The 18,726-nt window shown below is 31.7% G+C and carries 18 protein-coding genes; 5 read left to right on the forward strand and 13 right to left on the reverse strand.

All coding sequences use genetic code 11. The annotated features are described in order from the left end of the window. Nucleotides 1–360: 360 nt before the first annotated feature. The 5 genes from LQ608_RS12180 to sarA all read left to right on the forward strand — a co-directional run bounded on the left by LQ608_RS12180 (nt 361) and on the right by sarA (nt 6,251). Nucleotides 361–1,869, forward strand: a complete 1,509-nt coding sequence (locus LQ608_RS12180; RefSeq protein ID WP_239752165.1) for a PTS mannitol transporter subunit IIBC — start codon at nt 361–363, stop codon at nt 1,867–1,869. A 24-nt stretch (nt 1,870–1,893) separates the two neighbouring features. Beyond that, on the forward strand, nt 1,894–3,939 hold the full coding sequence (locus tag LQ608_RS12185; protein ID WP_239752166.1) for a BglG family transcription antiterminator: 2,046 nt from the start codon (nt 1,894–1,896) through the stop codon (nt 3,937–3,939). 6 nt (nt 3,940–3,945) lie between these two features. Beyond that, on the forward strand, nt 3,946–4,380 hold the full coding sequence (locus LQ608_RS12190; protein WP_078357838.1) for a PTS mannitol transporter subunit IIA: 435 nt from the start codon (nt 3,946–3,948) through the stop codon (nt 4,378–4,380). After that, the gene (locus LQ608_RS12195) at nt 4,380–5,498 is read left to right on the forward strand and encodes a mannitol-1-phosphate 5-dehydrogenase (protein ID WP_239752167.1); all 1,119 of its coding nucleotides are present in this window, start codon (nt 4,380–4,382) and stop codon (nt 5,496–5,498) included. Before LQ608_RS12190 ends, LQ608_RS12195 begins: the two co-directional genes overlap by 1 nt. Before the next feature lie 384 nt (nt 5,499–5,882). Beyond that, entirely contained in the window at nt 5,883–6,251 is a 369-nt protein-coding gene (gene sarA / locus LQ608_RS12200) for a global transcriptional regulator SarA (protein WP_239752168.1), read from the forward strand. Between the two features lie 59 nt (nt 6,252–6,310). On the opposite strand, the gene LQ608_RS12205 is transcribed toward sarA, so the two are convergent. From LQ608_RS12205 to LQ608_RS12265, 13 genes are all read right to left on the reverse strand, one after another. After that, nucleotides 6,311–7,093, reverse strand: a complete 783-nt coding sequence (locus LQ608_RS12205) for an alpha/beta fold hydrolase (RefSeq protein ID WP_239752169.1) — start codon at nt 7,091–7,093, stop codon at nt 6,311–6,313. Between the two features lie 132 nt (nt 7,094–7,225). Continuing rightward, complete coding sequence (locus tag LQ608_RS12210; protein ID WP_239752170.1) at nt 7,226–7,942, reverse strand: hypothetical protein; 717 nt, start codon at nt 7,940–7,942, stop codon at nt 7,226–7,228. A 91-nt stretch (nt 7,943–8,033) separates the two neighbouring features. Then, nucleotides 8,034–8,561, reverse strand: coding sequence for an SA0570 family protein (locus LQ608_RS12215; RefSeq protein WP_239752171.1), 528 nt, complete (start codon nt 8,559–8,561; stop codon nt 8,034–8,036). 124 nt (nt 8,562–8,685) lie between these two features. After that, a complete protein-coding gene (locus tag LQ608_RS12220) occupies nt 8,686–9,465 on the reverse strand; it encodes an alpha/beta fold hydrolase (protein ID WP_239752172.1) in 780 nt (259 codons plus the stop codon). After that, a complete protein-coding gene (locus LQ608_RS12225; RefSeq protein ID WP_239752175.1) occupies nt 9,462–10,208 on the reverse strand; it encodes an HAD family hydrolase in 747 nt (248 codons plus the stop codon). Before LQ608_RS12225 ends, LQ608_RS12220 begins: the two co-directional genes overlap by 4 nt. A gap of 94 nt (nt 10,209–10,302) precedes the next feature. Continuing rightward, nucleotides 10,303–11,280: a FecCD family ABC transporter permease gene (locus tag LQ608_RS12230; protein ID WP_239752176.1), complete on the reverse strand. Its 978-nt coding sequence runs from the start codon at nt 11,278–11,280 to the stop codon at nt 10,303–10,305. Further along, complete coding sequence (locus LQ608_RS12235; RefSeq protein WP_239752177.1) at nt 11,273–12,160, reverse strand: ABC transporter substrate-binding protein; 888 nt, start codon at nt 12,158–12,160, stop codon at nt 11,273–11,275. The genes LQ608_RS12230 and LQ608_RS12235 overlap by 8 nt, the downstream gene beginning before the upstream one ends. A 96-nt stretch (nt 12,161–12,256) precedes the next feature. Further along, nucleotides 12,257–13,915 (reverse strand): arginine--tRNA ligase, encoded by a 1,659-nt coding sequence (gene argS, locus LQ608_RS12240; RefSeq protein ID WP_239752178.1) that lies wholly within the window; start codon nt 13,913–13,915, stop codon nt 12,257–12,259. Continuing rightward, nucleotides 13,912–14,328 carry a YwiB family protein gene (locus LQ608_RS12245; protein WP_078357827.1) on the reverse strand — a complete coding sequence of 139 codons (417 nt, stop codon included), beginning with the start codon at nt 14,326–14,328 and terminating at the stop codon, nt 13,912–13,914. Before LQ608_RS12245 ends, argS begins: the two co-directional genes overlap by 4 nt. A gap of 205 nt (nt 14,329–14,533) precedes the next feature. Next, nucleotides 14,534–15,046, reverse strand: a complete 513-nt coding sequence (locus LQ608_RS12250; RefSeq protein WP_239752179.1) for a YwhD family protein — start codon at nt 15,044–15,046, stop codon at nt 14,534–14,536. Nucleotides 15,047–15,114: 68 nt separating this feature from the next. Continuing rightward, entirely contained in the window at nt 15,115–16,413 is a 1,299-nt protein-coding gene (locus tag LQ608_RS12255; protein ID WP_239752180.1) for an HD domain-containing protein, read from the reverse strand. Between the two features lie 23 nt (nt 16,414–16,436). Continuing rightward, nucleotides 16,437–17,198, reverse strand: coding sequence for a 2-keto-4-pentenoate hydratase (locus LQ608_RS12260; RefSeq protein ID WP_239752181.1), 762 nt, complete (start codon nt 17,196–17,198; stop codon nt 16,437–16,439). Nucleotides 17,199–17,211: 13 nt separating this feature from the next. Further along, nucleotides 17,212–17,688, reverse strand: coding sequence for a GNAT family N-acetyltransferase (locus tag LQ608_RS12265; protein ID WP_239752182.1), 477 nt, complete (start codon nt 17,686–17,688; stop codon nt 17,212–17,214). Between the last annotated feature and the right edge of the window lie 1,038 nt (nt 17,689–18,726).

Raw genomic sequence — 18,726 nt, forward strand, 5'->3', positions numbered from 1 at the left:
GGCCTGTATTTCGCATTTTCGGGTCGATATTTATTTTTATCGGCCTGTATTTCGCATTTTCAGACCGCTAATTTTATTTATCGGCCTGTATTTTCCGTTTTCGGGTCGATATTTTATTTTATCGGCCTGAATAATCTTCACATCTGAACATTTATTCCAAAACATTATGAACCTCCCTTTCAAAAGTGTATAATTACATTGAAAGCGTTTTGTTTAACATTTGTTCACTTTTCTCCACTTAAATCACACATGTCAAAGTGTTTGTGACAAAGTTGCATCTACTATTCATTGTTAATAGGTATACATCTTCGTATGATTAAGTAACAAAATACTTTTTATGTAAGGGAAGGTGTGTTAAATATGGCAGAACAAACAGAAAAGAAAAAAGGCATTGGTCCTAAGGTTCAAGCTTTTGGTTCATTTTTAAGTAGTATGATTATGCCGAACATTGGTGCTTTTATTGCTTGGGGGCTAATTACAGCACTGTTTATTGAAGATGGTTGGTTACCTAATGAAGAACTTTCTACTATGGTAGACCCAATGATCAAATATTTAATTCCATTATTAATTGCATTTAGTGGTGGTCGTTTAGTTCATGGTTTACGTGGTGGGGTCGTTGGTGCTACTGCTACTATGGGGGTTATCGCAGCATTCCCTGATACACCGATGTTAATTGGTGCAATGATTATGGGTCCACTTCTTGGTTGGTTAATGAAAAAAGTGGATGAGTTCTTAGTTCCTAGAACGCCACAAGGTTTTGAGATGTTATTCAACAACTTCTCAGCTGGTATTCTAGCATTCATCATGGCAATCATTGGTTTCAAAGGTTTGGCACCATTGGTTGAAGGATTAATGAAACTTCTTGGTATGGGTGTTGATTTCTTAGTTTCTCATCATTTATTACCACTAGTAAGTATTATTATTGAACCAGCAAAAACTGTATTCTTGAACAATGCAATTAACCATGGGGTATTAACTCCGCTTGCATCTGAACAAGTTACTCAAGCTGGTAAATCTATATTATATACATTAGAGTCTAACCCTGGACCAGGTCTAGGTATTTTATTAGCGTATATGGTATTCGGTAAAGGTACAGCAAAAGCAACATCATATGGTGCTGGTATCATCCATTTCTTAGGTGGTATTCATGAAATTTACTTCCCATATGTATTAATGCGTCCTTTATTATTAATTGCCGTTATTTTAGGTGGCATGACTGGTGTAGCTACATTCAGCATATTCGACTTTGGTACAACAGGTCCTGCATCACCAGGTTCAATTTTAGCCTACTTCGCAATAACGCCTAAAGGTAGTTATTTAGTCATGTTACTAGGCATCTTCCTAGCAACTTTAGTTTCATTCTTAGTAGCATCTATCATATTGAAAGTAACTAAAGATCCTGAAAGTGACCTTGAATCAGCAACTGCTGACATGGAAGCTCGTAAAGGTAAAAAATCTTCTGTAAGTGGTGCTTTAACTGGTGCTGATAAAGAAGAAAAAGAAACTTCAGATGATGCTGAAGAAAAAGATGAATCAGATGGATTATTAGATGAGTATGACACTGAAAATGTAAACGCACATGATTTCTCAAATGTTCAAAAAGTTATTTTCGCTTGTGATGCTGGTATGGGTTCAAGTGCAATGGGTGCCGGCATGTTACGAAATAAATTCAAAAAAGCTGAATTAACAAATATTGAAGTAACAAACACTGCTATCAACCAATTACCAGATGATGCAGATGTCGTAATTACTCAAAAAACATTAACAGATAGAGCTATTAAAAAGAATCCAAAAGCGATTCATATTTCAGTAGATAACTTCTTAAATTCACCAAGATATGAAGAGTTAATTAGCGAATTGAAAAAATAATTCTAAACAAAGGAGTGAAGGTCGATGATGATAAGTAACCGAGAAAAAAGCATTCTCAAATTACTATCTGAGCGTCTTCACTCTTTTTTAACGATTCATGACATTGCTCAAGCCTTAGGTATTTCGTCTAGAACCGTGCATAGAGAAATGAAAAGTGTTGAAGATACACTCAATAAATATCACCTTTCCTTAACAAGAGTGCCTAAATTAGGACTCCGCATTGAAGGTGAACCACAAAATATTGATACTTTCGTTCAATCATTAAATGAACAACATACGATTGATTTATCTGATGAAGAGCGAAAAGTGATTATTTTATACAATTTGATCCAATCTAAAGACCCAGTAAAATTATACAGCTTAGCTAATGAAATTGGTGCATCAACACACACACTGAATAAGATCATTGAGCAGTTAGAACCTGAGTTAGAAACCTTTGAACTATCGTTAGAACGAAGGCGCGGTGAGGGATTAATTTTAAATGGTGAAGAAGTAAATAAAAGACAGCTATTAGCTAGATTTATGTTAGAAAAGTTAGACGGAGATAGCGTCTATTCTGTTGTTGAAGATCATTTTGTATATCACACATTAAATGAGACACATTTACAAGGTATCGTTGATATCGATAGATTATTTAATGTTGAACGGTTGTTAATGGACGAGCTTGGTACACTGCCCTATACATTAACAGAAGCTAGTTATTTAACTTTAACGATTCATATTGTATTAGCAATTGAACGTATTAAGCAAGATGGTCATGTAGATATTGAAGATGATATTTTAAACGAATTGATTTCAACAGATGAATTCAAAGTATCAGAAAGACTGACTAATGTGTTAAGTAACATTTATGATGTCACATTTAATCATTCGGAAATAGCATTTATCACAATGCATTTAAGAGGTGCAAGACGACGTCATGAAGCAACATCATATGAGAGCACCGAAACGCATGAACAACGTGTAACGGAACTCATTGATTTTGTAAAAAGCGAAGGATTTTCTTTCAAAGATGAAGAGTCATTATTTAAAGGTCTAAATTTACATTTAGAACCCGCTATTAACAGATTGGAAGCAAATATTGAAACATACAATCCGCTTACTGAAATGATCGAAACATATGATAAAGCATTATTCGAAGCTGTTTCGTCAGGTTTAAAGATTGTATTCAGTAATTATCATTTTCCAAAAAGCGAAGTAGCCTATATCGCACTTCACTTTGGTGGTATGTTAAAAGCCAAACAAAGTCGTTCATTACATGTATTAGTAGTTTGTAGTAGTGGCATTGGTACAAGTCGTATCCTATCCAATCGTCTGAAACAACATTTTTCTGAAATTACGCAAACAACCGAAGTATCCGTCAGTAGTTTAAAATCGATTGATTTCTCGATGTATGATGGCATGATTTCTACAGTTGCAGTTGATACTAAATATCCACACATTACAGTGAACCCATTATTACCGGAACAAGACGCTGAAAATGTTAAATATTTCTTGAAATTACAACATTCAATTGTTCAAAGGCAACAAGACAATCAGTCTAAAGAACAGCCAATATCATATGAAGATTATGATCATACCGTTTCTTTTATAGAAGAAAGCTTATCATTAATTCAAAATATGATAGTTGAAAAGAAGAAAGTAACACAGCTCAATCGCTATTTAGTTCAAACGTTATCTAAAAATCACATTATTGATGACACGCATAGTTTCAACGAAAAACTTAGTAAAAGAATAGAACTACAAGGCTTTGCATTAACAGGTTATCCAGTTGCTATACCTCATTTATCAGATGAACTTATTAAAAAACCACAGCTGATTATAACTGAATTAACTAAACCTTTAATGCTTAGAACGATAGAGAATGAAGAACAAGAAGTAAATTGGCTCGTAAGTATGTTCATACCGAAAAATTCAGAACAAGGTCCATTTATGAGTGAAGTATCATCCTTAATTACTGAGCATCTGGATGATATTGATCAGTTGTTAAATGATAGAGTGCTAATAGAAAATACACTCAAATCATTTTTCTTAAATAAATTAAAACAAAAATTAACGAAAACGGAGTGATTTAACATGACAAACTTATTTAATCCACAAAACATTTTTATGAACTTATCAGTAAACTCACAAGAAGAAGCTATCGAAAAAGCTGGACAAGCTTTAGTTGAAGACGGTGCAGTAACTGAAAAATATATCACTGCTATGAAAGAACGCGAACAAATTGTTACAACTTACATGGGTAATTTCTTAGCAATTCCACATGGTACAGATGAAGCAAAAACAGAAGTATTAAAATCAGGTCTCGTATTACTTCATATTCCAAATGGTGTTGATTGGGATGGAAACGAAACTAAAGTTGTCGTTGGTATAGCTGGTAAAGACGGTGAACATTTAGATATTCTTTCACAAATCGCGATTGTATTTAGTGAAGAAGAAAATGTAGAACGTGTCATCAACGCTCAATCTAAAGAAGAAATTCTTGCTATCTTTGAGGAGGTTGAACTTTAATGAAAGCCATTCACTTTGGTGCCGGTAATATCGGTCGAGGTTTTATAGGTAAAGTATTAAGCGATAATGGCTATGATGTGACATTCGTCGATGTTAATGAAAATATTATTAATCAAATTAATGAAGAAAAAGCGTATCAAGTAGTCATTGCTAACAAAGAAAATACTAAAGAACCCGTATCAGGTGTTAAAGGTATAAATAGTATTACTGAAACAGATAAATTAAAAGAAGCAATTTTAGAAGCAGATGTAATCACAACTGCAGTAGGTGTTAATATCTTACCAATCATCGCTAAATCTTTCGCACCATTTTTAAAAGAACGCGAACCTGGCAAAACATTAAATATTGTAGCTTGTGAAAATGCCATCATGGCAACAGATCAACTTAAAAAAGCAGTATTAGATATTACAGGACCTTTATCAGATGATATAAGTTTCCCTAACTCAGCAGTAGACCGTATTGTACCTCAAGGTCAAAAAGAAGGTTCATTAGATGTATTAGTAGAACCTTTCTTTGAATGGGTTGTTGAAGCTTCTAAATGGCAAGGTACTCAACTTGAAGATGTTCATTATGTTGATGATTTAACACCTTATATCGAAAGAAAATTATTAACTGTGAACACTGGTCATGCTTACTTAGCATATTATGGCCAATATAAAGGTTACAAAACAATCCTTGAAGCGATTCAAGATAAAGAAATTAATGATGGTTTACATGAAGTATTAAATGAAACAGGTGAATACCTCGTTGCAAACTTTGACGAGTTTACAAAAGAAGACCAAGCATATTATATTGAAAAAATAATTGGACGCTTCAATAACCCCTACTTATCTGATGATGTTACAAGAGTCGGACGTGGTGTGTTACGTAAAGTTGGACCAAATGATCGTATCGTAAAACCTTTAGTAGCTTTATCAAAAACAAATCAAAAACATTCAGAACTCGTAAAAGCATTATGTTACTTGCTTGAATATCAAGATGATAATGATAAAGAAACTGTTGAAAAAAACAACTATATCAATGATCATAGTGTTGCTGAATTTCTAAACAAATATGCAGAACTAGATTCAAATATTATTGAAGAAGTAATTATTCAATACACTTCTATTAAAAAATAAAGTTTTAAAAAGCCGTATTTTTAAATACGGCTTTTTACATGATTCAAATATATAATATTCTCATTTAATATTAGAATATTTCGTAATTTCCGATTTATTTTATTAGTAGAATTAATAATAATCTTACACTTAAATTTTTTAGGATTATATTATATGTCCCTTTCGTTTGTGACAATTATATTATTTATATTATTATTTAATTAAATCCTACTCTTATTAGTTTACATACACTTATATTTAGGCTAAAATAAGTAAATAATTGATAAACAGAAATTATGAATTTAAAAATTAAAAACGCTTTCAAATTGATTAGACAAGCATTCACGCTATATTGTATTATTTCAATCATTGGAGCAAAATACTCACTATCTAGGGGGATTCAAAATGACAATTTCTAAAATAGAAAATTGTTCAGATTTATTATCACTTGTTACTTATGTGGACAAACTAAAATCTATCATTAAGAAGGATTTTTCACTTAGCTTTGAAGAATTCGCAGTTTTAACTTACATTAATGAAACAGATGAAGAAGAATATCATTTGAAAAAAATCATTAATAAATTAAATTACAAACAGCCACAAATTGTAAAAGCTGTTAAAAACCTATCACAACACGATTACTTTACTAAAAGAAGAAATGAATACGATGAACGTACAGTTTTAATTTTAGTTAATAAAAAGCAACGCAAATCTATATCAGAAGTTCTTGAAAAAATTGATAAAGAAATCGCAAAGACTGAAATAAACGATTAATATATAAACAAAACAGATTAAGGGCTGGGACAAATTAATTGTCTCAGCTCTTAATCTGTTTATATTACTTGCTTATCTCTTACGTTTTGATTCAAAAATTTAGAAACAACTTTTTTGAATTTTTTGCTTTCCTCGATAAATGGTGCGTGACCTGAATGTTCAAATATTTCTATTTGTGCACTTTTAATATTTTCAGTTCCATTATCTATATCAAACGGATCGTATTTACCTTTCACAATAAGTGTAGGTATGTTTATATTATCTACTTTTATATTGATTCCATTTATAGACCTAACTGATATTGCATCTTCTTCAGCCGACATGCGATAATATTTTTTCACTTCTTGATACCATTTAAATGTTGAGTTCGTATCATGAAATATTTCATTAAACAGAATTAACATCGCTTCTTCTTTGCTAAATCCTGCTACTATATCTCTATGTTTAGCGATTAATTTAATAAATGGTTGTTTACCTTGATTAGATATTGAAGAAACAATTACTAACTTTTCAACTTTTTCTGGATGTTGATTAGCGAATTCTTGTGCTATAACGCCACCCATATCATGCCCCAAAATATAAGCTGATTCAATTCCCTCAGAATCCATTAAATCTATAATATCATCGATATGATTTTGTATAGAAAATGATTGTGGCTTTTCAGATTTACCATGCCCTCTAGAATCCATTGTATAAGTTGTATATTGATCTTTCAGAAGTTGTACCGTTGAATGAAATGTAGCTAAATTCATACTTAATGCATGTAACATAATGAGTGGTTTACCGTTACCGTGCTTCTCATATACTATATGAGTCCCATCCCTTGCTATTAATTCTCCCATATTCTGTACCTCCCTACTTTACAGTAATAATATACCCCTTTTACAATTTTTCACACTTATAATTTTAATTTAACACCATAAACAAAAATACAGAAAATGATTGTGGTCGACTAATCATTTTCTGCATTTTTATTATACATATTTTCTTGTTGAATATATCATTACAAAATATAAGATTATAAATAAAATAATCAACCAACTACCAAATGTTGTAATCATGATTGTCATTTCATTAGTAGTTATTGAGGCGATTGTTTTCTGTATTACTGCTAAACCCATTGCAGCCATTTCAAGCTTCTTCAAAAATAATGACACCACAACAAGAAGAACGCCAACCACAAAAATAGCTTGAAAGACAGCTATTGGTATAACATACATGCCTAATGATAAGCCGAATATTTTTAAAATGCATAAAATAATACCAATACTAAATAGCAGTATATTCGTCATCATGAGCTTTTGATTAGGATATAAATAACTGTGTTTCTTAATGATTATATATATAACAAGTGAAATTGAAAGGATAACTACAAAATAGAATATATATAATCCCGTTACAGCACTAAATGGAATTAATTTTTTATCAAATAAATATGCCATTAATAAGAAGTTAAGTATATAGAAAAGAATAGGATTATAGTTCACTATCACGATATTTCGTTCTACAATTTGAAGAATTTCCGCATGTGATTTATGTCTATATTCAGCATAGTCAATGTCTTTCTCATCAGACTTTTTCATATCTTTCTTTAATGAATGCTGCACTTTATCAATTTGTTTAGGTAAAATTCCGACATGTTGTAAATAGTCGTTCACATTTTCCAGCAATACTTCATTGTTTGGACGCATATATACACCACCTTCATTCTAATATTGTATAAATTAATCCCCCATTATGCAATATGTTATTACATAACAGGGGATTATATACATCATTTATTTAGTATTTACCTAAATCAATACGATATACTTTAAATTGTTTACTTTTTGGTGTTGCTTTTGAAAGTTGGAAGTGTGCTTGATTGTTATTCACGTATGCATAACCACCAGTATATTGATTATTTTGTACACGTTTAGTCGTATTGTCACCTAAAACTGAAACAAGTGATTTCAGATTCACATTTGTTAAATCGTCGTAAATCATTGTAATTCGTTTCACAGTTTCTTTACCACCGTGTGCTTTTGCAGTAATAATCATATGCCCATTTGCACTATCAAATTCATAATAATTCTCTCTGCCATTACTATCATCAGAGTATGAAAACATTACGTTAGGATACTTTGATTTAATTTTAGAAATTTTATCTCCAATTTTAATACCTTCAATTGCAACCGTACCGTCTTTATAAGATTGTACATTATCATCATTAATATTTAATTGTTTATCAGTTGCAGCATTTGCCTCAGCAAAAGTTGAAAATGGTAATACCATAAGGACCATCGCTATAATTAAGAGACATTTTTTCATATGAGGTTCTCCTTCAGTCTATGACTTATATGCTATGCATTTAACTGAGTATATTATAACACACACATTACAAAATGACCACTTTTGTTACAAACATGTAACAAATACATTAACATGCCGTAATTTAATCTAAAAATTCATTAAGTACTTTTATAAACTTTTCATTTTCTTCTACAAAAGGTAGCTCTCCTGAATCTTCAAATAGCTTAAATTCAGCATTAGGTAATAGTTCAGCAACTCGTTTACCTTCACTATATAATATCTTTCCATCATACAATCCAGATATAATAAGTGTCCTTACTTTAATCTCTGGTAATAATGAAACAATGTCAAAATCTTTAAACGAACGCTTAATCGCAATTTCTTCTTCCATTGTTTGTAAATCATTAGATGGCATGTGAGATTTAACAAACTTTTTAGCTTGTTTTATATTTTTATATCTAAATCTTAATAAATATTTTTCTCTCTCTTGTTCAGTCATTGTTCTGATTTCGTCAGCATGTCTATCGTAAATACGATTATCTGGAAATGTCGTATGATTATCGGTTGGATTGATCAATACCATACCATTTATAAGACTAGGATTTTTGTATGTTAAACCTGTTGCAATAGTAGCTCCAAGTTCTAAACCAATTACATAAGCAGAATCAATAAATAATGCTTTAAGCAATTGCTGTATATCTGAAATATAATCATCTACTCGACTATCACTAAGGGTATCACTTAGTCCATGACCTCTTAAATCAATGGAAATCACTTGGTATTGTTTGCTCAATTTTTTAATGATCGGTGTAAATACTTCCATATCTTGAAATACACCATGCAATAAAATAACAGGATATCCATTACCTTTCGTTTTATAATGAATCGCAACATTTTCTTTAGTTAAAAATAATTTCATCATGCATCACCTCTTTCGATTTTTGTACAAACTTCTATTAAATCGCTTAAACTTTCAATCGTATAATCTAATTCATGCTCTTCAGGTGTACCTAATACAGAATTAGCCATCCATACAGTAATCATACCCATGGCGTGGGCTGCAGCAATATCATTTAAAGGACAATCGCCAACGTAAATAGCATTCTTGGCAGTAACACCTAGATGCTTCATAATATCTTCAAATATTACAGGATCTGGCTTTCTAACGCCAACTTCATCAGACGTTGAAACATAATGTATATATGGATATATCCCAATTGCATTCATAACATGTGTAATATCTTCGCTTTTACCGTTCGTCACTACACCTAACTTATAACCCATGTTTCTTAATTTTTCTAAAACAAACAATGTATCATGAAAAGGAAAATGATATCTATAATGATGCATCTTATAATCATTATAAAACGTTTTCCAAGAAATTCTTTCTATATTTAATTTTTTAACTAATTCTTGATATACCCATTCAATATCTTCTAACCCATAGGGATTCAATGTTAAATATACCTTTTCAAAATCACGTCTTTGGACTGTAACCATCAATTCATGAAATCGTTCAAATTGTTCTTCCAAAAATTTCATTCGTGATTTCTCACGATCAACAAGCGTATCTTCCAAATCAAAAATAATCGCTTGAATATCACACGAACACATGTCATCATCCCTTTCATAGAAACATTTTAAACTATTCCATAAAGAAAGCAATACAATTCTTCAATAGAAAACACCAATCCTTTGTATACAGCTCTAAAGGACTGGTGCAGTAACTCTAATTTAAGTTTATATTAGAAGTGCGAGTTTAACCTTTTTCTTTTTTTCGTTGTTCAGTAATCATTAAGTACATCATGATTGGAATTGCGATGATTGATAAGACAATTCCAACAGGTATTTGTATCGGGCTTATAATCACTCTTCCAACTGTATCTGCAATAAGTAATAAAGACCCACCTATTAGTAGATTTAATATCATTTGAATACGGACAGATACTTTATAAACTCTACGAACTACTTGAGGAACAATCATACCTATAAATCCAATAATACCTGTAAAGCTAATAATGACCGCCGTCATAATTGCTGCTATTAATAAACAACACCATGAAACTACTCGAACATTGACACCAAGTGTTATCGCTTTGTCATCACCTAATTGAATGATTTTAATAAAATGACTCATTGCAAATAAAAATATAATACAAATGAGTGTAACGCCTCCTGTAATTTCTACAGTTATTGTCTCAGCCGACGAAACACTTCCGAACATATAAGAGACCATACTATTCACTTTATTTGGCTTAAGTAACAATAGTATATAAAGTGCCGAACTGAAAAATGCTCCAATAAATATACCAGATAAGATCATAGTCGCTACGTGAAATGTCTTAACCATCGTTTCTGTAATTAATACAACTATAATGAGTGTTAACAAACTAAAAAATATAGAAAATAATGGTACAAACCATATCGAAACACCTAAGAATACAGCTAATGCACTACCAAATGTTGCACCGCTTGCTAAACCTAATGTAAAACTATCTGCCAATGGATTATTTAATATCGTTTGGTATACTTGACCACTTAATACAAGTCCCATACCAGCAATTAATGCTAACAAAGTTCTAGGTACTCTTAGCTTATAAAATATTGTCCAATCTAGTTGATTTTCAAATTTCCATGTTATACCGGTTGATCCAACAAACAATGAAATAACAATAGCTAACAATAGAACGAGAAACCATAATGTAAGCAGTTTATAGATTTTTATATTTTTAGTCATAAACTTTATCTGAAAGTTCTTTTAACCCTTTAGCAAGTCTAGGACCTGGTCTTGAAATCATATCTGCATTTAAAGCATGAACATGTTTCTCTTTAACAGCCTTAACTTGCTCAAAGCCATCTCTATTGTTATTTAATTTCTGATATTCATCTTCATTTTGTCCGCTTGTCGTAATCATCACATCCGGATTCCTTTTTAAGATGCTTTCTTTATCTGTTTTTATCCATCCTTCTTGGTCATGATAAATGTTTTCTGCTTTTATAGAATTTAACATATCATCATAAAAAGTATTCGATCCTGAAGTATAAATATCTGGCTGTGAAGATATTTCCATAAAGACCTTTTTACCTTGTTGTTCTTTAGGGACTTCTTTAATAACATTGTTTATTTCACTTTTAACTTTACGAACGAGTTGATTAGCTTCTCGTTCTTTACCTGTAACTTTACCAACTTGTTTAAACGTTTCATACATTTCATTAATTGAATTTGCATCATCAATATAAACCACTTTAACACCTGCATCACTCAATTTTTTCAAATCTTTTTCTTGAGTAGATTGATTAGATTCATGCGCTAAAATTAAATCAGGTTTTGCTTTTATTAAAGCTTCTGTATCCAATTTAAAAGCATCGAATTTCTTTTTATTTTTAACATCTTTAGGATAATCATCGACTGTTGATACCCCAACTACTTTATCCCCAAGTCCTAATTCATATAATATCTCTGTGTTGCTTGGAATCAACGACACGATACGCTTATATTCTTTCTTATCCGTTGATTCTTGCTTCGTTTCTTTATTACTATCAGAATTCCCACTTTGGCAACCTGATAGCACAATCAAAGCCGCTAAAATTAAATAAATTACATTCAGTCTTTTCATAACTTCTCTCCTCAGCATGTTTATTAAAAAATGGTACACAAAAAGGCACAGCTCAAATAAGATTGAGCTGCACCTCAATTAAAACATTTTATTTAATTACATAGATTCTGGAGCTGAAACGCCAATTAAAGCTAAAGCATTACGCAATGTAATACGTGCTGCTTCAATTAAAGCTAAATGTGCTTTCGTCTTATCTAAATCATCAGTTAATACTTTTTCTGCATTATAGAATTTATGGAATTGTGCAGCTAAATCTTGAATATAGTTCGTGATACGATGTGGACTGCGAGATTCTGCAGCAGAGACAATCGTAGGTTCAAATTCAGCAATTTTCTTCAATAAATCATAAGCTTTTTCATGTGTAATTGATGATAAATCAACATTTTGATCAATCGTTATACCTTTTTCATTAGCTTGACGAATAATTGAAGATATACGAGCATGTGCATATTGTGCATAATAAACTGGATTATCTTGTGATTCTTTCTTCGCAAGTTCCATATCAAAATCAAAGTGTGTATCTGGACTACGCATTGTTAAGAAGTAACGCGCTGCATCAATACCCACTTCATCCATTATGTCTCGTAATGTGATGGCATTTCCAGTACGTTTACTCATCTTCACTTCAACACCATCTTGTAACAATCTTACCATTTGCATAATTTGTATTTCAAGACGTTTTGAGTCTACTCCGAATGTTTCTAAAGAAGCTTTTAAACGATTAATATATCCGTGATGATCTGCACCAAATAAGTTGATCAGTTTGTCATAACCACGTTCAACTTTATCATAGTGATACGCAATATCTGGTAAGAAATAAGTGTACGTACCATCTTGTTTAATCAGTACGCGGTCTTTATCATCACCAAATTCAGTCGTTTTTAACCAAGTTGCACCATCTTGTTCATATGTGAAACCTAGCTCAGTCATTTTATTTAATACTGCTGTAATTTTGTTTGTTTCATATAAAGAAGTTTCACTAAACCAATTATCAAAATGAATATTAAAATCAGCTAAATCTTGTTTTAATTTAACCATTTCATAATCTAAACCAAGTTGACGGAAAGTTTTAATACGAACATCTTCTGGTTGATCTTTAATTTCAGGTTGCTTTTCAGCCAAATCTTTACCAATTGCGATGATATCTTTTCCGTAATAACCATCTTCAGGTAATTCAGTATCTTGTCCTAAAGCTTGGTTATATCGCGCTTCTATTGAATGAGCTAAATTCTCAATTTGTTTACCTGCATCGTTTATATAATATTCACGTGTCACATCATAACCAGCAGCATTTAAGACGTTTGATAATGTATCACCAACAGCAGCATTTCTTGCATGTCCAATATGTAAATCTCCAGTTGGATTTGCTGAAACGTATTCTACTATGATACTTTCATTCTTACGTTCTTCTGATTTACCAAATGCTTCACCTTTAGTTAGTGCTGATTTGATAATATCAGTTAAATATTGTTGATCTAAATAAAAATTAATAAAACCTGGGCCAGCAATATCAACTTTCTTAACATTTGCTTTAGTCGTATCTAAGTTATCCACGATTTGGTTCGCTATTTCACGAGGATTTTTACGTGCAAGCTTAGTTAATACCATTGCGATGTTAGAAGAGTAATCTCCATTTGCAGGATCTTTAGGTGATTCTATTTTAATTTCTGGAACTGATTCAACAAGTTCGGCTTTTAATATGCTTGCTTTGATTTCTTCAATTAACGTTTCTTTAACTTGGTTAATAATATTCATTCATTTATCTCCTTAAAATTAATTTGAAATTGATATGTCCCGAGTAATCCTGTGTGGTCACTTAATTGATAATGTATCCTGAGTTTACCCTTATTATCATCTATATAATGTTTAATTGATAGTGTTTTGACAGTCATTGTCATACGTCCAGCTTCAGTATCATAATAACTAATTGTTTCATGTCCTTCGACAAAGTGAAACACTGTTTTAACTGTACCAGTACGGTGAATTTTCACACCATCATCATCTATTTTAAGCATATTTTTTACTATTTGGTTATCAATCGTTTCTTCATATCTAATAATATCACTATTTCTTCTATGATATGTACCGGATGTATTTGTTTGAAACGTTGATTTATCGCCATTTTGTTTCACAACTTGTTTAATATTAATGTTAATATTTTCTTCCATAGTTGGCCACCTCATCGTTTAAGAACGTATATCATTATAGCATATTTGACAAATAAAATTAAAAAAAGCAGGGCTAAAAGCGCCTGCTTTTTTTAGTGTCCTAGCTATAGTAGCTATCAACTATTTTACTTATGAAATTGTGAAAAGACAATAGCAATTTACTTGAATTGTTATATTTCACAATTAAGTCACAAAATTGACATATTTAATCCGTATCAAGTGATGATTTTAATTCCTCACTACTATTATTCCACATTTCTTCACTATGCTCTTTAAGGAAATTTTTAAGTACGATTCTATTTCCATCACCAATTTGGTCAATTTTAATATGATGCTTCATAGATTTATCCATCATATTAACATGCTCTGGCATACTTTTATATCCACGCTTTTTAGGTTTGTTAACCATTAAATAACAACCCGTTAATCCTGCATAATAGGGTCCTTGTTCACCACGTTCTGTTGTAACCCAACAAAGCCAATATTCTTTAGCTTCTTCACCTTTAACTTCTTCTATATCTTTAACCCATTTTACACGCTTTTCCACTTCTGCTCTTGCGTGCATTGCGCCAACATCTATAAAAGCACTTTGCTCTGCTACATCAACGAACACAGGTGCAACGTTATCTAAACTGATTGAACCAATATTTGTGCCTTTATGTCCATCTAATGGATCATTTTTTATTATGTTAAATTGAAATCCTTTTTTTTCAGCCAATTGTTTCACCTCATTTAATTCTTGCTTACATCATACTAGAGTATTAGATAGACATTCAAGTTTGTAATCTATACGAGTTCATTTAATAAATTAATGATATCACCTTTAATATTTTCATCTTCCATTTCTAATATCAATTCTTTTGGATAATACAATTTATAATCAAGTCGTTTAATTCCTGTAATACTGTGAATAATGACTGATTGACTACTAATCTCTTTAATGTGCCCTGACTTTTGTAATAAATGTATCGGTTGTCGATTTGATCCAGGACGATCATAGTCGTATGGTAAGTCAGAAAATGAATCACACACAAAATAATACTCTGGGTCAATCCCACCCTTTTCAAATAGGTCTGTCAATTCACCAATCGTAATAATTGATCCATCAAATGGTAAATATTTAAATAAATCACGATTCACAAATCGTTTACTTAAATCACTCAAAATTTGATCTGCTTCTTCAGTCCATTCTTCTAAATAATACATTACGACTGTCTCATCTAATCGTATATAGTCTTCAATAGAAACTTCACCTTCAAAGAATGGAATTAAATATTTAGGCGCTTCTTTAAATGAATAACCTTGATCATAAAGTACTTTAGCACGTTTGAAACATCTATTAAGCAATACTTCTCCACCACGGCTTACTGGATGAAAATATATTTGCCAGTACATTTGATAACGACTCATCAAGAAATTTTCAACAGCATGCATACCACTTTCTTTAATAAGTACTTCATCTTTTGAAGGGCGCATTAAACGTAATACACGCTCCATATCAAATTGTCCGTAGCTAACACCTGTGAAATAAGCATCCCTTTGTAAATAATCCATTCTGTCTGCATCTATTTGAGAAGAAATCATGGAAATCACTAACTTATTGTCATGTGTTTTATTTATAACTTCAGCTACTTCAGTTGGGAAATTAGGCGACACTCTTCTCAACACTTCGTTAACTTCTGTATCACCTTTAATTATTAACTGTGTAAATGCTTCATGATCAGTTAAAAATATCTTTTCGAAACAATGAGAAAATGGGCCGTGACCTAAGTCATGTAATAAAGCAGCACATAATGCAAGTGGTCTATCTTTATTATCCCAAGGTGCTCTTCCATCAAACACTTCATCCACCATTCGTCTTACGATTTCGTAAACACCTAAAGAATGGCCAAAGCGACTATGCTCAGCTGTATGGAAGGATAAATATAATGTTCCGAGTTGTTTGATTCTTCTTAGGCGTTGAAATTCTTTTGTTTTAATAAGATCCCAAATTAATTGATCACTAACATGTATATAACGATGAACAGGATCTTTGAAAACTTTCTCTTCAGGTAGCTTTTTCGTTCCATAAGCTTCTTCTGTCACTTTGTTCCCTCCATTTCTCAACTTTACTCTACTGTAAATTCGATTTCACCAACATGTTCATAAGTTGCTTTATACGCACCTTTAGTAAGTGTTTTAGGCAAAATAAACGTTCCACTTGAGACAAACATACCAGGTGTTAAAGAGCGATTATATTCCTTAATATTAGAAATGAGCCACTTAACAGCCTTAGCTGGATGACCTTCTACTTCTGTACTATATCCAGATGCAAGCTCTTTACCATCTAATGATAAAGTCCCTTTTATGTTATCAATGTCTTCGTATGTTAATTGCTTAGGCTCACCATAAATGACGCCTCCACTTACTGCACTATCTGCAATAATCTCGTTAACTGTTAAATTAGGAAACCAATTGCTAAATCGAGAATCTGGTATTTCGACTCCTGGTGCAATAAGGCACTTAAGCATAATATCTTCTAAACTATCTTCTTCAGTCAATTCTTCTTGAACAATAAAGACCAATTCCAACTCTGCTAAAGGTTCGTTTAAATCATTTAAATAAATACGTGGACCAAAAATAGTCGTTTCACCCATCGCACCGTATAAAGGTGTCGTTGAAGAAAAGATATCTCTTGTTTCTTGGCTCGTTAAACTAATTTTATATCCTTTATGAACTTCTGTTTCTTCCTTACGTTGCAAGACACCTTCTTGAATATCATAAGCTGCATGTTCAGTAATATTCGAAGGCAAAATACCATTTGGAATAATTTTTTTATTTTCATAAGCTTCATAAAATTGAGAAACCCATTTATTAAGTGATTGTTCCATTACAAACGACCTCCTAAAAAGTTTTTTTCATAAGTGTAGTGCTCATTGTATCTCCAAACAATAACTCTTCATACTTACGAATTACTTCAAAACCTTCTTTCTTATAAAAGGCAATACCAATGTCGTTCTTACCATCAACTTCTAGATATACTTCTTTGTATAAACCTTTATATTGGTCTAGACCAGCATAAAGTAATGCTTTACCATAACCATCGCGTTGTGCTTCAGGTAGAACATAATGAGAAGAAAGATATAGCTCAGTTCCTTTAATAAAGTTCGCAAAACCAACAATCTTTTCTTCATCTTCTGCAACAAAGAAATCAGAATCATTAATACGTTTCTGAAGCATCTCTTTAGAATAAGATGCATTTAAAAATGCCGTCACCGTGCTAGCCGTATAAATATTGGTATACGTATCATACCAAGCTTTAGATGCTACATTTTTAATTCCAGAATAATCTTCTATCGTTGCTTTTCTTACATTTGCCATAAATATCTCTCCCTTATCTACCTTTCACATCAAGCATATGACCATGATGTCTAATATTCTATGTTTATTTATTCCCTATATACCATTATTACAATGTACACATTTAAATATCTTTCTATCTAACCTTATAAGCAATTATATCATTTATATATTAAAAACTATAATATTCAGAACACTTAATTATACTCGAAAACCCTGTAGAAATGTAGAATTTGTTAAGTAAGTTAGCTCTTAATAATAATATTCATATAAAATATTTAAAAATCAAAGAAAGTGGAACATAAATAAGTTTTTTTGAAAAAATGAGGTGAGTTGTAGATTAAGTCGGAAGTTAATCGAAGAGTTCAGCCGAGTTGTAGATTAAGTCAGGCGTTAATCTAAGAGTTGGGCCGAGTTGTAGATTAAGTCAGCAGTTAATCTAAGAGATCGGCCAAGTTGTATATTAAGTCGGAGTTAATCTAAGAGATGAGATATAGTCTATTGAAATTACGTCAATTTTTGAAAAAATTAGATGAGTTGTAGATTAAGTCAGCAGTTAATCGAAGAGTTTGACCAAATTGTAGATTAAGTTAGGAGTTAATCGAAGAGTTCGACCATGTTGTAGATTAAGTCGGAAGTTAGTCTAAGAGTTCGGCCGAGTTGTAGATTAAATCAGCAGTTAATCTAAGAAATCAGCCAAGTTGTAGATTAAGTCGGAAGTTAATCTAAGAATTCGACCTAGTTGTAGATTAAGTCGGGAGTTAATCGAAGAGATTGACCAAGTTGTAGATTAAGTCAGCAGTTAATCTAAGAGATCGACCAAGTTGAAGATTAATTAGATAGTTAATCTAAGATAGCCTCAAAATCAACACCGAACATTGAAAGGCTGGGACAATTAATTTGTCCCAGCCTCAAGAAATATGGTGTTATTCTTTTATAATTAGTATAAATGTGCTTAATGAGCTTGAAGTCTTCGTGCGTTTTAGCTCAATTTTGCCTGAATCGCACGATATCTCAACAGTCTTCGTGCGTTTTGACTCGATTTAGTCCGAATCGCAC

Source organism: Mammaliicoccus sp. H-M34, assembly GCF_022386495.1.
GTDB lineage: Bacteria > Bacillota > Bacilli > Staphylococcales > Staphylococcaceae > Mammaliicoccus > Mammaliicoccus fleurettii.

Excerpts from the sequence above, each read along its gene's own strand:
- LQ608_RS12260 (WP_239752181.1), bottom strand. The coding sequence starts at position 17,198 with ATGGAACAATCACTTAATAAATGGGTTTCTCAATTTTATGAAGCTTAT.
- LQ608_RS12195 (WP_239752167.1), top strand. The coding sequence starts at position 4,380 with ATGAAAGCCATTCACTTTGGTGCCGGTAATATCGGTCGAGGTTTTATA.
- LQ608_RS12220 (WP_239752172.1), bottom strand. The coding sequence starts at position 9,465 with ATGATGAAATTATTTTTAACTAAAGAAAATGTTGCGATTCATTATAAA.
- LQ608_RS12230 (WP_239752176.1), bottom strand. The coding sequence starts at position 11,280 with ATGACTAAAAATATAAAAATCTATAAACTGCTTACATTATGGTTTCTC.
- LQ608_RS12265 (WP_239752182.1), bottom strand. The coding sequence starts at position 17,688 with ATGGCAAATGTAAGAAAAGCAACGATAGAAGATTATTCTGGAATTAAA.
- LQ608_RS12210 (WP_239752170.1), bottom strand. The coding sequence starts at position 7,942 with ATGCGTCCAAACAATGAAGTATTGCTGGAAAATGTGAACGACTATTTA.
- LQ608_RS12235 (WP_239752177.1), bottom strand. The coding sequence starts at position 12,160 with ATGAAAAGACTGAATGTAATTTATTTAATTTTAGCGGCTTTGATTGTG.
- LQ608_RS12215 (WP_239752171.1), bottom strand. The coding sequence starts at position 8,561 with ATGAAAAAATGTCTCTTAATTATAGCGATGGTCCTTATGGTATTACCA.
- LQ608_RS12185 (WP_239752166.1), top strand. The coding sequence starts at position 1,894 with ATGATGATAAGTAACCGAGAAAAAAGCATTCTCAAATTACTATCTGAG.
- LQ608_RS12205 (WP_239752169.1), bottom strand. The coding sequence starts at position 7,093 with ATGGGAGAATTAATAGCAAGGGATGGGACTCATATAGTATATGAGAAG.
- argS (WP_239752178.1), bottom strand. The coding sequence starts at position 13,915 with ATGAATATTATTAACCAAGTTAAAGAAACGTTAATTGAAGAAATCAAA.
- LQ608_RS12245 (WP_078357827.1), bottom strand. The coding sequence starts at position 14,328 with ATGGAAGAAAATATTAACATTAATATTAAACAAGTTGTGAAACAAAAT.
- sarA (WP_239752168.1), top strand. The coding sequence starts at position 5,883 with ATGACAATTTCTAAAATAGAAAATTGTTCAGATTTATTATCACTTGTT.
- LQ608_RS12190 (WP_078357838.1), top strand. The coding sequence starts at position 3,946 with ATGACAAACTTATTTAATCCACAAAACATTTTTATGAACTTATCAGTA.
- LQ608_RS12180 (WP_239752165.1), top strand. The coding sequence starts at position 361 with ATGGCAGAACAAACAGAAAAGAAAAAAGGCATTGGTCCTAAGGTTCAA.